13 protein-coding genes are annotated in these 13,968 nt (G+C 71.0%); 6 read left to right on the top strand and 7 right to left on the bottom strand.

Annotation, left to right across the window (positions count from 1 at the left end):
- Nucleotides 1–25: 25 nt before the first annotated feature.
- The gene (locus ACFYY6_RS22435) at nucleotides 26–1,318 is read right to left on the bottom strand and encodes an MFS transporter (RefSeq protein WP_351623469.1); all 1,293 of its coding nucleotides are present in this window, start codon (nucleotides 1,316–1,318) and stop codon (nucleotides 26–28) included.
- 154 nt (nucleotides 1,319–1,472) lie between these two features.
- Between ACFYY6_RS22435 and ACFYY6_RS22430 the strand changes: the two genes are divergently transcribed.
- Entirely contained in the window at nucleotides 1,473–2,147 is a 675-nt protein-coding gene (locus ACFYY6_RS22430) for a FadR/GntR family transcriptional regulator (protein WP_351525502.1), read from the top strand.
- Between the two features lie 219 nt (nucleotides 2,148–2,366).
- Here ACFYY6_RS22430 and fabI read toward each other — a convergent pair whose 3' ends face one another.
- Together fabI and fabG are read right to left on the bottom strand one after the other, a co-directional pair.
- Nucleotides 2,367–3,134, bottom strand: coding sequence for an enoyl-ACP reductase FabI (gene fabI, locus ACFYY6_RS22425; protein ID WP_389194773.1), 768 nt, complete (start codon nucleotides 3,132–3,134; stop codon nucleotides 2,367–2,369).
- Between the two features lie 5 nt (nucleotides 3,135–3,139).
- Nucleotides 3,140–3,859, bottom strand: coding sequence for a 3-oxoacyl-[acyl-carrier-protein] reductase (gene fabG / locus ACFYY6_RS22420; RefSeq protein WP_351525504.1), 720 nt, complete (start codon nucleotides 3,857–3,859; stop codon nucleotides 3,140–3,142).
- A 343-nt stretch (nucleotides 3,860–4,202) separates the two neighbouring features.
- Here fabG and ACFYY6_RS22415 point away from each other — a divergent pair, with 343 nt between their 5' ends.
- From ACFYY6_RS22415 to tyrS, 3 genes are all read left to right on the top strand, one after another.
- A complete protein-coding gene (locus ACFYY6_RS22415; protein WP_351525505.1) occupies nucleotides 4,203–5,726 on the top strand; it encodes a TldD/PmbA family protein in 1,524 nt (507 codons plus the stop codon).
- An 82-nt stretch (nucleotides 5,727–5,808) separates the two neighbouring features.
- On the top strand, nucleotides 5,809–7,203 hold the full coding sequence (locus tag ACFYY6_RS22410) for a metallopeptidase TldD-related protein (protein WP_351525506.1): 1,395 nt from the start codon (nucleotides 5,809–5,811) through the stop codon (nucleotides 7,201–7,203).
- A gap of 247 nt (nucleotides 7,204–7,450) precedes the next feature.
- Entirely contained in the window at nucleotides 7,451–8,716 is a 1,266-nt protein-coding gene (gene tyrS, locus ACFYY6_RS22405; protein ID WP_351525959.1) for a tyrosine--tRNA ligase, read from the top strand.
- A gap of 154 nt (nucleotides 8,717–8,870) precedes the next feature.
- Here the strand turns inward: tyrS and ACFYY6_RS22400 are convergent, their stop codons facing one another.
- Nucleotides 8,871–9,182, bottom strand: a complete 312-nt coding sequence (locus ACFYY6_RS22400) for a GlsB/YeaQ/YmgE family stress response membrane protein (protein WP_351525957.1) — start codon at nucleotides 9,180–9,182, stop codon at nucleotides 8,871–8,873.
- 234 nt (nucleotides 9,183–9,416) lie between these two features.
- Here ACFYY6_RS22400 and ACFYY6_RS22395 point away from each other — a divergent pair, with 234 nt between their 5' ends.
- On the top strand, nucleotides 9,417–9,779 hold the full coding sequence (locus ACFYY6_RS22395) for a DUF3099 domain-containing protein (protein WP_351525956.1): 363 nt from the start codon (nucleotides 9,417–9,419) through the stop codon (nucleotides 9,777–9,779).
- A 353-nt stretch (nucleotides 9,780–10,132) separates the two neighbouring features.
- Nucleotides 10,133–10,375: a hypothetical protein gene (locus ACFYY6_RS22390; RefSeq protein WP_351525955.1), complete on the top strand. Its 243-nt coding sequence runs from the start codon at nucleotides 10,133–10,135 to the stop codon at nucleotides 10,373–10,375.
- A 9-nt stretch (nucleotides 10,376–10,384) separates the two neighbouring features.
- Here the strand turns inward: ACFYY6_RS22390 and moaA are convergent, their stop codons facing one another.
- The 3 genes from moaA to ACFYY6_RS22375 form a co-directional block, all read right to left on the bottom strand.
- On the bottom strand, nucleotides 10,385–11,374 hold the full coding sequence (gene moaA / locus ACFYY6_RS22385) for a GTP 3',8-cyclase MoaA (RefSeq protein ID WP_351525953.1): 990 nt from the start codon (nucleotides 11,372–11,374) through the stop codon (nucleotides 10,385–10,387).
- A gap of 275 nt (nucleotides 11,375–11,649) precedes the next feature.
- Nucleotides 11,650–13,293, bottom strand: a complete 1,644-nt coding sequence (locus ACFYY6_RS22380; RefSeq protein WP_351518240.1) for a cation acetate symporter — start codon at nucleotides 13,291–13,293, stop codon at nucleotides 11,650–11,652.
- Entirely contained in the window at nucleotides 13,290–13,658 is a 369-nt protein-coding gene (locus ACFYY6_RS22375) for a DUF485 domain-containing protein (RefSeq protein WP_351518241.1), read from the bottom strand. Before ACFYY6_RS22375 ends, ACFYY6_RS22380 begins: the two co-directional genes overlap by 4 nt.
- Between the last annotated feature and the right edge of the window lie 310 nt (nucleotides 13,659–13,968).

The following is a 13,968-nucleotide window of genomic DNA, read 5'->3' as shown; positions in this document are numbered from 1 at the left end:
GGAGACATGGGGTCAGTCTTGCACCTCAGCACTCGTCCTCTATCGTCCGGTCCCGCCCGGCCAGGAACCCGGCCGCCATCTGCGGCACCATCAGGCCCGCCATCAGCGCGAGCGGCAGTCCCCAGCCGCCGCTGTGCTGGTACAGGACGCCGATGAGCAACGGGCCGGGGATCGAGATGAGATAGCCGACGGACTGCGCAAACGCGGAGAGACGAACCACTCCGGCCCCGCTGCGCGAGCGCATCCCGATCATGGTCAGGGCGAGTGGGAAGGCGCAGTTCGAGATGCCGAGGAGCAGCGCCCAGGCCCAGGCCCCGCCGGCCGGTGCGAGGTGGAGGCCCGCGTATCCGGCGAGGCCGCAGCTGCCGAGGAAGAGGACGATGGGGCCCTGGTTCCTCATCCGGGAGGCGACCTTGGGGATGACGAAGGCCAGCGGCACGCCGAGCGCCATGGTGAGGGCGAGCAGCACTCCGGCGGTGCCGGCCGAGACCCCCGCGTCGCGGAAGATCTGCGGCATCCATCCCATGGTGATGTACGCGGCCGTGGCCTGGAGGCCGAAGAAGCAGGCGAGGGCCCAGGCGGTGCGGCTGCGGGTGATCCTGAGTTCCGGGGTGTCCCGGTGCTGGGCCCCGGACCGTCCCGCGGCGCCGCCGCGGTCCCTCAGCAGCGGGATCCAGGGCAGGACCGCGACGGCGGCCAGAACGGCCCAGACGCCGAGGCCCGTCCGCCAGTTTCCGCCCAGCGCGCTGGTCATGGGCACGGTCACCGCGGCGGCCAGCGAGGTGCCGAGGGCCAGCGCCATCGAGTAGAGCCCGGTCATGGAGCCGACGCGGTCCGGGAACCAGCGCTTGACGATCACCGGCATCAGGACGTTGCTGACGGCTATGCCCATGAGGGCGAGCGCGCTGGCGGCGAGGAAGCCGGCCGTGCCGCCGACCAGGGGCCGGATCACCAGACCGGCGGTGATGGCGACCATGCCGGCGCAGACGACGGCGGCAGGCCCGAAGCGACGGGCCAGGCGCGGGGCCGTGATGCCGAAGACCGCGAAGCAGAGCGGCGGCACCGAGGTGAGGACACCGGCGACGCTGCCGCTCATGTGCAGTCCGTCCCGCACCTCTTCGAGGAGGGCGCCGAGGCTGGTGATGGCGGGGCGGAGGTTGAGCGCGGTGAGGACGAGCCCGACAGCGACCAGCGGGAGCAGCCGGTTGGCGGCCGGTGCGGTCCGCGAGGTGCGGGGGGTCGGGGTTCCGGCCCGGACGTCCGGGGCGGTGGGGCTCAGGGTCCGGGTTCGGTTCTGCGGCTGGGGCTCGTCGGGCATGAGCTCATCATAGAATCATGGGATGATTACTTGTCCAATGCTCTGAGAACAGCGGGGAACGGCCGGGAACATCCGGGGTGCCCCGCGCACGACATGTGTCCCGTACGCCCCGCACGAACCCCCGATCGACCGAGCGACCCGAGCAAGGAGCACCATGGCGCTGACGTCCCCCCGGCGTTCGGCACTCGCCGACCAGGTGATTGCCCAGCTGAGGAACCAGATCACCTCGGGCGAGTGGCCCGTGGGCTCGCGCATTCCCACCGAGCCCGAACTGGTGGAGCAACTGGGGGTGGCGCGCAACACGGTCCGCGAGGCCGTGCGCGCGCTCGCGCACAACGGCCTGCTCGACATCCGGCAGGGCTCGGGCACCTATGTGGTCGCCACCAGTGAACTGGCCGGGGTGATGCACCGCCGTTTCGCCAACGCCGATCCGCGGCACATCGCCGAGCTGCGTTCCACCCTGGAGTCGTCCGCGGCCCGGCTGGCCGCCGCCCGGCGCACCGAGCGGGACCTGAAGCAGCTGGACACGCTCATGGAGCGCCGCGAGGAGACCTGGGCCGACGGCGACGCCGAGGCGTTCGTCGAGGCGGACGCGACGCTGCATCTGGCCGTCGTCGCGGCCTCGCACAACGACGTGCTGACCGGCCTGTACGCCGATCTGGGCAGCCTGCTGCGGGACCGTCTCAGGAGCAATGTCGGCCGGGAGCTGCGGCCGGAGAACCACATGGACCACGGCCGTCTGGTCGAGGCGATCCGGGCGGGGGACGCCGAGACCGCGGCGGCCGAGGCCGCGAGCCACGCGCTGAGCTGCCTGGTGGACCGGGTCTGACGGAACCGGGCGAACCCGCTGCATCCGTGCGGGCCGACGCCCTCCACGCCGTCCGAAAGTCCAATTCCTCCACATTCTGCGGTGGACCGACCGTCTTCTCGACCTGAGCGGACCGGGACCCGGCGCGAGCGGACCGGGCCCGGCCCGGCGCGCACGACGGCCGCGTACCGCCTGTTCGCAGGTGGTACGCGGCCGTCGCGTCTCAGGGCCCGTACGGGGTCAGGCGCCCATCATGTGCACGCCGCCGTCGACGTGGATGATCTCGCCCGTCGTCTTCGGGAAGAAGTCCGAGAGCAGGGCGACGATGCCGCGGCCGGCCGGCTCCGGGTCCGCCATGTCCCAGGTCAGCGGGGAGCGGGTGTCCCACACCTTGGCGAGGTCGGAGAAGCCCGGGATGGACTTCGCGGCCATGGAGCCGAGCGGTCCGGCCGAGACCAGGTTGCAGCGGATGTCGTCCTTGCCCAGGTCGCGGGCGAGGTAGCGGGAGGTGGCCTCCAGCGCGGCCTTGGCCGGGCCCATCCAGTCGTACTGCGGCCAGGCGAACTGCGCGTCGAAGGTGAGGCCGACGATCGAGCCGCCCTCGTTCATCAGCGGCTTGCAGGCCATGGCGAGCGACTTCAGCGAGAACGCCGAGACGTGCATCGCGGTGGCGACGGACTCGAACGGAGTGTTCAGGAAGTTGCCGCCGAGCGCGTCCTGCGGCGCGAAGCCGATGGAGTGGACGACGCCGTCGAGCGAACCGAGCTCGTCACGGACCAGGTCCGCGAGCCGGTCCAGGTGCTCGGTGTTGGTCACGTCCAGCTCGATGACCTTGGCCGGCTTCGGCAGCTTCTTGGCGATGCGCTCGGTCAGCGTGGGCCGGGGGAAGGCGGTCAGGATGACTTCGGCGCCCTGTTCCTGGGCCACCTTGGCGGCGTGGAACGCGATGGAGGACTCCATCAGCACGCCGGTGACGAGGATGCGCTTGCCGTCGAGAATTCCGCTCATGGTGATCAGTGACCCATGCCCAATCCGCCGTCAACGGGGATGACGGCTCCAGTGATGTACGAAGCGTCGTCGGAGGCGAGGAAGCGCACCGCGGCGGCAATCTCCTCGGGCTGCGCGTAGCGGCCGAGCGGCACCTGGGACACGATGCCCTTGCGCTGCTCCTCGCTGAGCACCTGGGTCATGTCGGTGTCGACGAAACCGGGTGCGACGACGTTGAAGGTGATGTTCCGCGAGCCGAGTTCACGGGCCAGCGACCGGGCGAAGCCGACCAGACCCGCCTTGGAGGCGGCGTAGTTCGCCTGCCCCGCCGAGCCGAGCAGCCCGACGACGGAGGAGATCAGGACGACGCGGCCCTTCTTGGCCCGCAGCATGCCGCGGTTGGCGCGCTTGACGACCCGGAACGTGCCGGTGAGGTTGGTGTCGAGCACGGACGTGAAGTCGTCCTCGGACATCCGCATCAGCAACTGGTCCTTGGTGATACCGGCGTTGGCGACCAGTACCTCGACGGGGCCGTGCTTGTCCTCGATCTCCTTGTAGGCCTGCTCCACCTGTTCGGCGTCCGTGATGTCGCAACGGACCGCGAGGCAACCCGCCTCGGTGAGTTCCTGGGGGGGCTCGCCGGAGCGGAAGGTGATCGCGACCTTGTCGCCGTTGGCGGCGAAAGCGCGGGCGATGGCGAGGCCGATGCCCCGGTTTCCTCCGGTGACGAGAACCGAGCGGCTCAACGGATCACCCTTTCGATAGCGGTCTGGTACCTCGGAAACCTATCGGTACCACCCGCTCCGCGAGGAATCGGCCCCTGACAGCGCCTTCCCCCGGGCACTGTGGAGTTCCTACAGTTCCCTCGGGCCCGGCGGCCTCGTTCCGTCGATCCCGGGGCACGCGCGGGCAGGCCCTCTCCCCCGGCGGTCACCGGTGCCCGTTTGTCGTACGTGGCCAGGGAGTCCGGGACCGCGTACGGTGCCGCGACACCACACGCGCCCCGTGGCCGTCCGGCGGCGGCCCGCTGCATGATTCACTGCCAGGACCCGTCAGAGGACAGATCCCATCCGAGGAGGGGAGCCCTTCGTGGCCCACGAAGTAGATCAGTCGTTCCTGGCCCTGCCCCTGCGCTCGCTGGCCGACGCGGCGCTCGCCCGGGCCCGGGCGCTCGGGGCCGTGCACGCGGACTTCCGTTTCGAGCGGGTGCGCAGCGCGTCCTGGCGGCTGCGGGACGCCCGGCCCGCCGGGAGCTCGGACACCACCGACCTCGGGTACGCGGTACGGGTGGTGCACGGCGGGGCGTGGGGGTTCGCCTCGGGCGTGGATCTCACGATGGACGCCGCGGCGAAGGTCGCCTCGCAGGCCGTCGCCATGGCGAAACTGTCGGCGAAGGTGATCGCCGCGGCCGGGTCCGACGAGAGGGTGGAGCTGGCCGACGAGCCGGTGCACGGCGAGCGGACGTGGGTCTCGTCGTACGAGATCGACCCGTTCTCCGTACCGGACGAGGAGAAGCCGGGACTGCTCGCCGAGTGGAGCGGGCGGCTGCTGCGGGCGGAGGGCGTCACGCACGTGGACGCCTCGCTGACGACCGTTCACGAGAACAAGTTCTACGCGGACACGGCGGGCACCGTCACCACGCAGCAGCGGGTGCGGCTGCACCCCGAGTTGACCGCGGTCGCCGTGGACGGGACCACCGGTGAGTTCGACTCGATGCGGACGATCGCGCCGCCGGTGGGCCGCGGCTGGGAGTACCTGACCGGGACCGGCTGGGACTGGGACGACGAGCTGGAGCGGATCCCCGGCCTGCTGGCGGAGAAGATGCGGGCGCCGAGCGTCGAGGCGGGGACGTACGACCTGGTCGTCGACCCGTCGAATCTGTGGCTGACCATCCACGAGTCGATCGGCCACGCCACCGAACTGGACCGGGCCCTGGGCTACGAGGCGGCGTACGCGGGCACCTCGTTCGCCACCTTCGAACAGCTGGGGAGTCTGGCGTACGGCTCCCCCGTGATGAACGTGACCGGTGACCGGACCGCCGAGCACGGGCTGGCGACCATCGGGTACGACGACGAGGGCGTCGAGGCGCAGTCCTGGGACCTGATCAAGGACGGCACACTCGTCGGGTACCAGCTGGACCGGCGGATGGCGAAGCTGACGGGGCTGGGCCGCTCCAACGGCTGCGCGTACGCGGACTCGCCCGGCCACGTCCCCGTGCAGCGCATGGCGAACGTGTCGTTGCGGCCGGATCCGGGCGGGCTGTCCACGGAGGACCTGATCGGCGGGGTGGAGCGCGGGATCTACGTGGTCGGCGACCGGTCGTGGTCGATCGACATGCAGCGCTACAACTTCCAGTTCACCGGGCAGCGGTTCTTCCGCATCGAGAACGGCCGACTGGCCGGCCAGCTGCGCGACGTCGCGTACCAGGCGACGACGACGGACTTCTGGGGCTCGATGGAGAAGGTCGGCGGTCCGCAGACGTACGTCCTGGGCGGCGCGTTCAACTGTGGCAAGGCCCAGCCGGGCCAGGTCGCGGCCGTCTCGCACGGGTGCCCCTCCGCCCTCTTCCGGGGCGTGAACATCCTCAACACGACGCAGGAGGCCGGGCGATGAGCGGTCACCACGGAACCGGCCGGGGGTCCGGGGGGCGTCCCCCGGGCGGGCACAGTCTCAACACGACGCAGGAGGCCGGGCGATGAGCCGCGTGACCAAGCCGCACGAGATCGTCGAGCGGGCACTCGACCTGTCCACGGCCGACGGGTGTGTCGTCATCGCGGACGAGGAGTCGTCCGCGAATCTGCGCTGGGCCGGGAACGCGCTGACGACGAACGGGGTGACGCGGGGGCGGAGCCTCACCGTCGTCGCGACCGTCGACGGCGCGCAGGGCACCGCGTCCGGTGTGGTGTCGCGGTCCGCCGTCACCGCCGACGACCTGGAGCCGCTGGTGCGGGCGGCCGAGGCCGCCGCGCGCGGAGCCGGTCCGGCGGAGGACGCCCAGCCGCTGGTCGAGGGGGTGCCGCCGTCCCCCGGTTTCACCGACGCGCCGGCCGAGACGGGTCCGGACGTCTTCGCGGCGTTCGCCCCGGCGCTCGGCGACGCGTTCGCCCGTGCCCGGTCGGGCGGCCGCGAGCTGTACGGCTTCGCCCACCACCAGATGACCTCCACCTACCTCGGCACGTCGACGGGGCTGCGCCTGCGCCACGACCAGCCGAACGGGACGCTGGAGCTGAACGCCAAGTCCCCCGACCGCACCCGGTCGGCCTGGGCGGGCCGCTCCACCCGCGACTTCCGGGACGTCGACCCCCTCGAACTCGACACGGAACTGGCCGGGCGGCTGCGCTGGGCCGAACGACGCGTCGACCTGCCCGCCGGACGGTACGAGACGCTGCTGCCGCCGTCCGCCGTGGCCGACCTGCTGGTCTACCAGCTGTGGTCGTCGTCGGCACGGGACGCCGCGGAGGGCCGCACGGTGTTCTCCCTGCCCGGCGGCGGGACCCGGCTCGGCGAGAAGCTGACCGAGCTGCCGCTGTCGCTGCGCAGCGACCCGCACGCGCCGGGGCTGGAGTCCGCGCCGTTCGTGATCGCCCACGCGTCCGGGGACAGCGCCTCCGTCTTCGACAACGGTCTGCCGCTGGCGTCGACGGACTGGATCCGGGACGGCCGGCTGGAGCATCTGACGACCACCCGGCACACGGCGGGGCTGACCGGCCTGCCGGTCGCGCCGGCGATCGACAACCTGCTGCTCGACGGTGGCGGGGAGCGGTCCCTGGAGGAGATGGTGGCCGCGACCACCGGCCGCGCCCTGCTGCTGACCTGCCTGTGGTACATCCGGGAGGTGGATCCGGCGACGCTGCTGCTGACCGGGCTGACCCGCGACGGGGTGTATCTCGTCGAGGACGGGGAGGTCGTCGGCGAGGTGAACAACTTCCGGTTCAACGAGTCGCCGGTGGACCTGCTGTCGCGGGCCGCGGAGGCGGGCCGTACCGAGAAGACGCTGCCGCGCGAGTGGAGCGACTGGTTCACCCGGGCCGCCATGCCCGCGCTGCGCATCCCGGACTTCAACATGAGCTCCGTGAGCCCCGGCGTCTGACCCGCCCGAGGGCTGTCCGGCAATAGGTGGCGGATCGGCGCGCGGCGTCGGACGCGGTGCGTCGCAGGGCGGAGGAGCGCCCGCATACGGGACGTGTGCGGGCGCTCCGACAACGCGGCGAGGTGCCGCCGCTGTCGTCGCGCGCCCGCCGGGGACTGCGGGACGGCCCTTAGACTGGCTGGTGCCGTCCGGCGCGCCCGACGCGTCCGGACGCACATCCGATGCACATGCGAGGAGAGAAAGTACCGTGACGGACATCGTCGACGAGCTGAAGTGGCGTGGGCTGTTCGCCCAGTCCACCGATGAGGACGCACTGCGCAAGGCTCTCGCGGACGGCCCCGTCACGTTCTATTGCGGCTACGACCCCACCGCGGCGAGTCTGCACGTCGGCCACCTGGTGCAGGTGCTCACCATGCGCCGGCTCCAGCAGGCGGGGCTCCGGCCGCTCGCCCTGGTGGGCGGGGCCACCGGTCAGATCGGTGACCCGCGGCCGACCGCCGAGCGCACGCTGAACGACCCGGCGACGGTCGCCGAGTGGGTGTCGCGGCTGCGGAGGCAGATCGAGCCGTTCCTGTCCTTCGAGGGCGAGAACGCGGCGGTCATGGTGAACAACCTGGACTGGACCGCGGGCATGTCCGCGATCGAGTTCCTGCGGGACATCGGCAAGCACTTCCGCGTCAACAAGATGCTGACCAAGGACGCCATCGCCCGGCGCCTGGAGTCCGACGAGGGCATCAGCTACACCGAGTTCAGCTACCAGCTGCTCCAGAGCATGGACTTCCTGGAGCTGTACCGGCGCTACGGCTGCACCCTCCAGCAGGGCGGCAGCGACCAGTGGGGCAACCTCACCGCGGGTCTCGACCTGATCCACCGGCTGGAGCCGGGCGCCGAGGTGCACGCGCTGGCGACCCCGCTGATGACGAAGGCGGACGGGACCAAGTTCGGCAAGACCGAGGGCGGGGCCGTCTGGCTCGACCCGACGCTGACGACGCCGTACGCGTTCTACCAGTTCTGGCTGAACGTGGACGACCGGGACGTCTCCCGGTACATGCGCGTCCTCAGCTTCCGCACCCCTGCGGAGCTGGAGGAACTGGAGAAGGTCACCGAGGAGCGTCCGCAGGCCCGGACGGCGCAGCGCGCGCTGGCCGAGGAGCTGACGACGCTGGTGCACGGTGCCGACCAGTGCGCCGCGGTCGTCGCCGCGTCGAAGGCCCTCTTCGGCCAGGGCGACCTGGGCGAGTTGGACGAGGCAACGCTGGGCGCCGCCCTGTCCGAGGTCCCGCACGCGCGGGTCGCCGAGCTCGGCCCGCTGGTGGACCTCCTGGTGGAGGTCGGCCTGGCACCGAGCAAGTCCGGTGCCCGCCGCACGGTGAAGGAGGGCGGAGCGTACGTGAACAACGTCAAGGTCACGGACGGCGAGAGCGCACCGGACCGTGAGCTGCTGCTGCACGGGCGGTGGCTGGTGCTGCGCCGGGGCAAGAAGAACCTCGCCGCCGTCGAGGTCACCGGCTGATCTCGCGCCGTCCGGGGGTCGGTGGACATCCGGGCTCGCCCGGACGACCGGCCCCGGACGGCCATGGGCCTCGGACCGCCGGGGTTCTTGAATGCCGGCCCGCGGCCGGGCACGTGGGGACGCGTGTCCGGCCGCGGCGCGTCGTGGTCCGGGATCAGACCTGGTGGTCGCGGCTCGTTTGGGCGCGGCCCGCGCCTCTGCTCCCGGAGCCACGGATCCTGGCCCACAGACCGCTGCCGATACCGACGACGATCACCGCGCCGATCAGCTGGAGCAGATGGCGGATCCAGTCGATGCCCTTGGTGTCGTGGACTCCGATCCCGGTGGCGACGGCATTGCCCAGGATGCTGCCGATGAGACCCAGGAGCGCCGTCAGCCAGAGGGGGATGTTCTGTTTGCCGGGCAGGATCGCTTTCGCGATCAGGCCGAGCACGAGTCCCACGATGATTGCCCACAGCCAGCCCATGTCGCCTCCTCATGCGACGCGCTGTCGCATCTGCGGCCCAGTGTCGGGGCGGCTGCCCCGCGTCGCATGCCGGACGCGTCCGTATGCGCGATCGCGCGGACGGGACGCGCCCCGGCCTCGAAGCCTCCGGACGCCGGGCGTACCGTGGATGCGGTCCGGACCGGGACATGTCCGGCTCGGGAACGAGGTGTCCCCCGGGTCGCCGGGCGCTGGGGGAAGGGTGGTGGAGACGTGATGCGCAAGCAGAACGCCGTCGAGGTCTTCCGGATCACGGGAGCCAGGCAGGGGCTCGCGGACGATGTGCGCGGCAGGCAGCGGCGCTATGTGATCTCGATGTCCGTGCGGACGGTCTCGGTGATCCTGGCCGCGTCGTTGTGGAACGTCGAGCGGTACGTGGCGATCGTGGCCCTGGTCCTCGGAGCTCTGCTCCCGTACGTGGCGGTGGTCATCGCCAACGCGGGCCGGGAAACCACTCCCGCGCTCCCCCCGACGTTCATCCCCGCTCCGGTACGCCCGGCGCTCGACGCCCCGTCCGTGTCCGGTACGACACCGTCGGGCCCCGTCGACGACGAAAAGCGTGGCGGAGACCCCGTGTGAACCACGAGAAACCGTAGTAACGCCCTGGAGACCGGTTTCGGTCCCCGGGAAGTCCGCGTCGAACCCGGGATTCGCGAAGACGTCAGATCAATCCTGGAGTTACGGTGCACCGCACCCCGGTCTGCGTGACATACTTCGTACGCGCTCCGCATCCCCCGTCGGAGCGACGGACCGACGCCGGGCAGCTCCCCCCGTGGCTGCTCGGCGTCGTTTTTGTGCGTCGTGGCGGGATGCACGTTTGTTCGTCATGGCGGGACGCACGGCGGCGGGATGCGCGGGGGCGCGCGACGGGCGGGTGCCGGTCGGACACCGGGCCCCGGACCATCTGTCCCGGCCCCACTAGGGTTGATCACGTGAACTCCCCCGATACCGCGGCCGAGAACGCCGCACCCATCTGTTCCGCCAAGGGCTGCCGGGCCGCCGCCGTGTGGGTGCTGGCCTGGAACAACCCGAAGCTGCACACCCCGGAGCGCCGCAAGACGTGGCTGGCCTGCGAGGAGCACCGCGAGCACCTCTCCTCGTTCCTGGGCCTCCGCGGATTCCTCAAGGACGTCGTGACGCTGGCCGATTGGGAGTCCGGGGCCGCCGGTCGCTGAGGGCCGCCGTCAGCCGCCGATCGCCGACATCGGCCGGTCCGGTTGAAGAAAGGACGGGTCGTCCAGCCCGGAGCCGGCCTTCTTCCCCCACATCGCCCGCGTCCAGATCCGGGCGATCTCCTCGTCCGGCGCGTCCGAGCGCAGCGCGCCGCGCAGATCGGTCTCCTCACGGGCGAAGAGGCAGGTGCGCACCTGCCCGTCGGCGGTGAGCCTGGTCCGGTCGCAGGCCCGGCAGAAGGGCCGGGTGACGGAGGCGATGACACCGACGCGGTGGGGTCCGCCGTCGACGAGCCAGCGTTCGGCCGGCGCGGATCCGCGCGCGCTCCCGTCCTCCTCGGTGAGGGTGAAGCGGGTGCGCAGCGACCGGAGTATGTCACCGGCCGTGATCATGCCTTCGCGCTTCCAGCCGTGCTGGGCGTCGAGCGGCATCTGCTCGATGAAACGGAGCTCGTATCCGTGCTCGACGGCCCAGGCGAGCAGCTCGGGTGCCTCGTCGTCGTTGAGTCCCGGCATCAGGACGGTGTTGACCTTGACCGGCGTGAGTCCGGCGTCACGGGCGGCTTCGAGGCCGGTCAGTACATCGTGGTGGCGGTCGCGGCGGGTGAGTGCCTTGAAGACGTCGGGGCGCAGGGTGTCCAGCGAGACGTTGACCCGGTCCAGCCCGGCTTCCTTGAGCGCGCCCGCGGTGCGTCCCAGCCCGATGCCGTTGGTGGTGAGCGAGAGCCCGGGGCGTGGGGCGAGGGCCGCGCAGCGTTCGACGACGGAGACGAGCCCGGGGCGCAGCAGCGGCTCGCCGCCGGTGAAGCGGACTTCCGTGACGCCGAGGCGGGTGACGGCGATGCGGACGAGCCGGACGATCTCGTCGTCGCTGAGCAGATCGGGCTTGGCCAGCCACTGCAGGCCCTCTTCGGGCATGCAGTAGGTGCAGCGCAGATTGCACCGGTCGGTCAGCGACACGCGCAGGTCGGTGGCGACCCGGCCGTAGGTGTCGATGAGCATGTGGGCCCCCCGTCGTTCTCCGGTTTCGGTTTCCGGACTGTCGCGGTATCGGCCGGGCTTCCCGGGCACCGCTCCGGCCGGGCGTCGGGCGGAGCCCGTCGGCGCGACGTCCGGCCCGGCCCTTGCGGCCGACTCTTCCGAGACTACGCGAGACCTGTGGCATCGGAGGGGTGCGCACGGCACTCCTGCGACTCCGGGAGCGTCGTGGCCGTGTCGCAGAACCTGCGACACGGCCACGACGGTGCGACGGCGACGGGATGGGTGTCCCGCCCGGCTCAGTGGGCTCCGACGCCGGTGAGGGACTTCACCTCCAGTTCGGCGTACTTGCCCCTGTCGGGTTCCTCCTTGGAGAGGAGGGAGCCGATCCAGCCGAGCAGGAAGCCCAGCGGGATGGAGATCAGCCCCGGGTTCTCCAGCGGGAACCAGGCGAAGTCGACCCCCTTGAACATGGACGTCTTCTCGTTGCCGGAGACGACCGGTGAGAACAGCACCAGGATCACCGAGGCGGCCAGGCCGCCGTAGATCGACCAGAGCGCGCCCCGGGTGGTGAACCGCTTCCAGAAGAGGCTGTAGAGGATGGTCGGCAGGTTCGCCGAGGCGGCGACGGCGAAGGCGAGCGCGACCAGCCCGGCGACGTTCAGGTCACGGGCGAAGACGCCCAGGACGATCGCGACCGCGCCGATGAGGACGGTGGCCCAGCGGGCGGCCCGCATCTCCTCCTTCTCGGTGGCCTTCCCCTTGCGGATGACGTTGGCGTAGATGTCGTGCGCGAAGGAGGACGAGGAGGCGAGGGTGAGGCCCGCGACCACGGCGAGGATGGTGGCGAAGGCGACGGCCGAGATGACCGCCAGCAGCACGGCGCCGCCGGTGGAGCCCACGCCTCCGAGGTATTCGGCGAGTTGGGGGGCGGCGGCGTTGCCGGCCGGGTTCTTCGCCTTGATCTCGGCCGGGCCGATCAGCGCCGCGGCACCGAAGCCGAGCGCGATCGTCATCAGGTAGAAGGCGCCGATGATGCCGATGGCCCAGTTGACCGACTTACGGGCGGCCTTGGCGGTCGGCACCGTGTAGAAGCGGATCAGGATGTGCGGCAGACCGGCGGTGCCGAGGACCAGCGCGATGCCGAGGGAGAGGAAGTCGAGCTTCGAGGTGCCGGTGGCGCCGTACTTGAGGCCGGGTTCCAGGAACGCGGCTCCGTGGCCGCTCTTCGCCGCGGCCTTGCCCAGCAGGTCGGAGACGTTGAAGTCGAACTTCAGCAGCACCAGGAACGTCATCAGCAGGGCACCGGCGATGAGCAGCACTGCCTTGACCATCTGGACCCAGGTGGTGCCCTTCATGCCGCCGATGGTGACGTACACGATCATCAGCACGCCGACCAGCGCGACGATGAGGATCTTGCCCGCGTCGCTGGTGATGCCGAGCAGCAGGGCGACCAGGACGCCCGCGCCCGCCATCTGGGCCAGCAGGTAGAAGATCGAGACGACGATGGTGGAGACGCCGGCCGCGGTGCGGACCGGGCGCTGCCGCATCCGGTAGGCGAGGACGTCGCCCATCGTGTAGCGGCCGGAGTTGCGCAGCGGCTCGGCGACCAGCAGCAGCGCCACGAGCCAGGCGACGAGGAAGCCGATGGAGTAGAGGAAGCCGTCGTAGCCGAAGAGGGCGATGGCTCCGGCGATGCCGAGGAACGAGGCCGCCGACATGTAGTCGCCGGAGACCGCGAGCCCGTTCTGGAAGGCGGTGAACTGCCTGCCTCCTGCGTAGAAGTCGGAGGCGCTCCTGGTCTGTCGGCCGGCCCAGACGGTGATGCCGAGGGTTGCGGCGACGAACACCGCGAACAGCGTGATGATCAGTGGCCGGTGCTCGGCGGTCGAGGAGGCGGCGGCCAGGTCGAGGACGGCGGGCGAGGGGTGTGCGGCGCTCATGCGTCGGCCTCCAGACGGGACTTGATGGCCTCGGCCTTCGGGTCGAGCTTCGCGGCGGCGTGGCGCGAGTAGAGCCAGGCGATGAGGAAGGTGCTGACGAACTGGGCGAGGCCGAACACGAAGGCCACGTTGATGTTGCCGTACACCTTGGTGCCCATGAAGTCGCCCGCGTAGTTGGACAGCAGGACGTACAGGAGGTACCAGAGGACGAAGGCCACGGTCAGCGGGAAGGCGAACGAGCGGTGGGTGCGGCGCAGTTCACCGAACTCCGCGCTCTCCTGGGTCGCGACGAACGCCGCGGTCGTCGGTTCGGCGGGGCGGGTGTCCGTAACGCTCTCGGGCGGTGGTGCTGCATCGGTAGTCACGGAATCTCCTCGCGACGCGGGTGCGGTGAACGGGAACGGTGGGTTTTCGCCGGGGAGCCGCGGCCGGCCGGGGGCGCGTGGTGCGCTCTCCCGGGGTGACGGCGGGTGCCCCTGCCTACGACACGGACGGCGTGTGACGGTGGTTCACCGCCGGTTCGCACTCCCCGGACGCGTCCGTGCGCGGCCGTCCAGTCAAATCGGTCGGCCTTACTCATTGATGAACGGGGATGATCAGCGATAACTTCACTGGTCATGTACGCGACCGGGTACGGCCGGTGTCCGGTCGCCCGGCACTGATGATGTGGAGACC

Origin of the sequence: Streptomyces sp. NPDC001750 (genome assembly GCF_042892615.1) — a bacterium.
Lineage (GTDB): Bacteria > Actinomycetota > Actinomycetes > Streptomycetales > Streptomycetaceae > Streptomyces.
The sequence above is the reverse complement of the archived record's forward strand: the minus strand, read 5'-3'. Positions and strand labels throughout refer to the sequence as shown.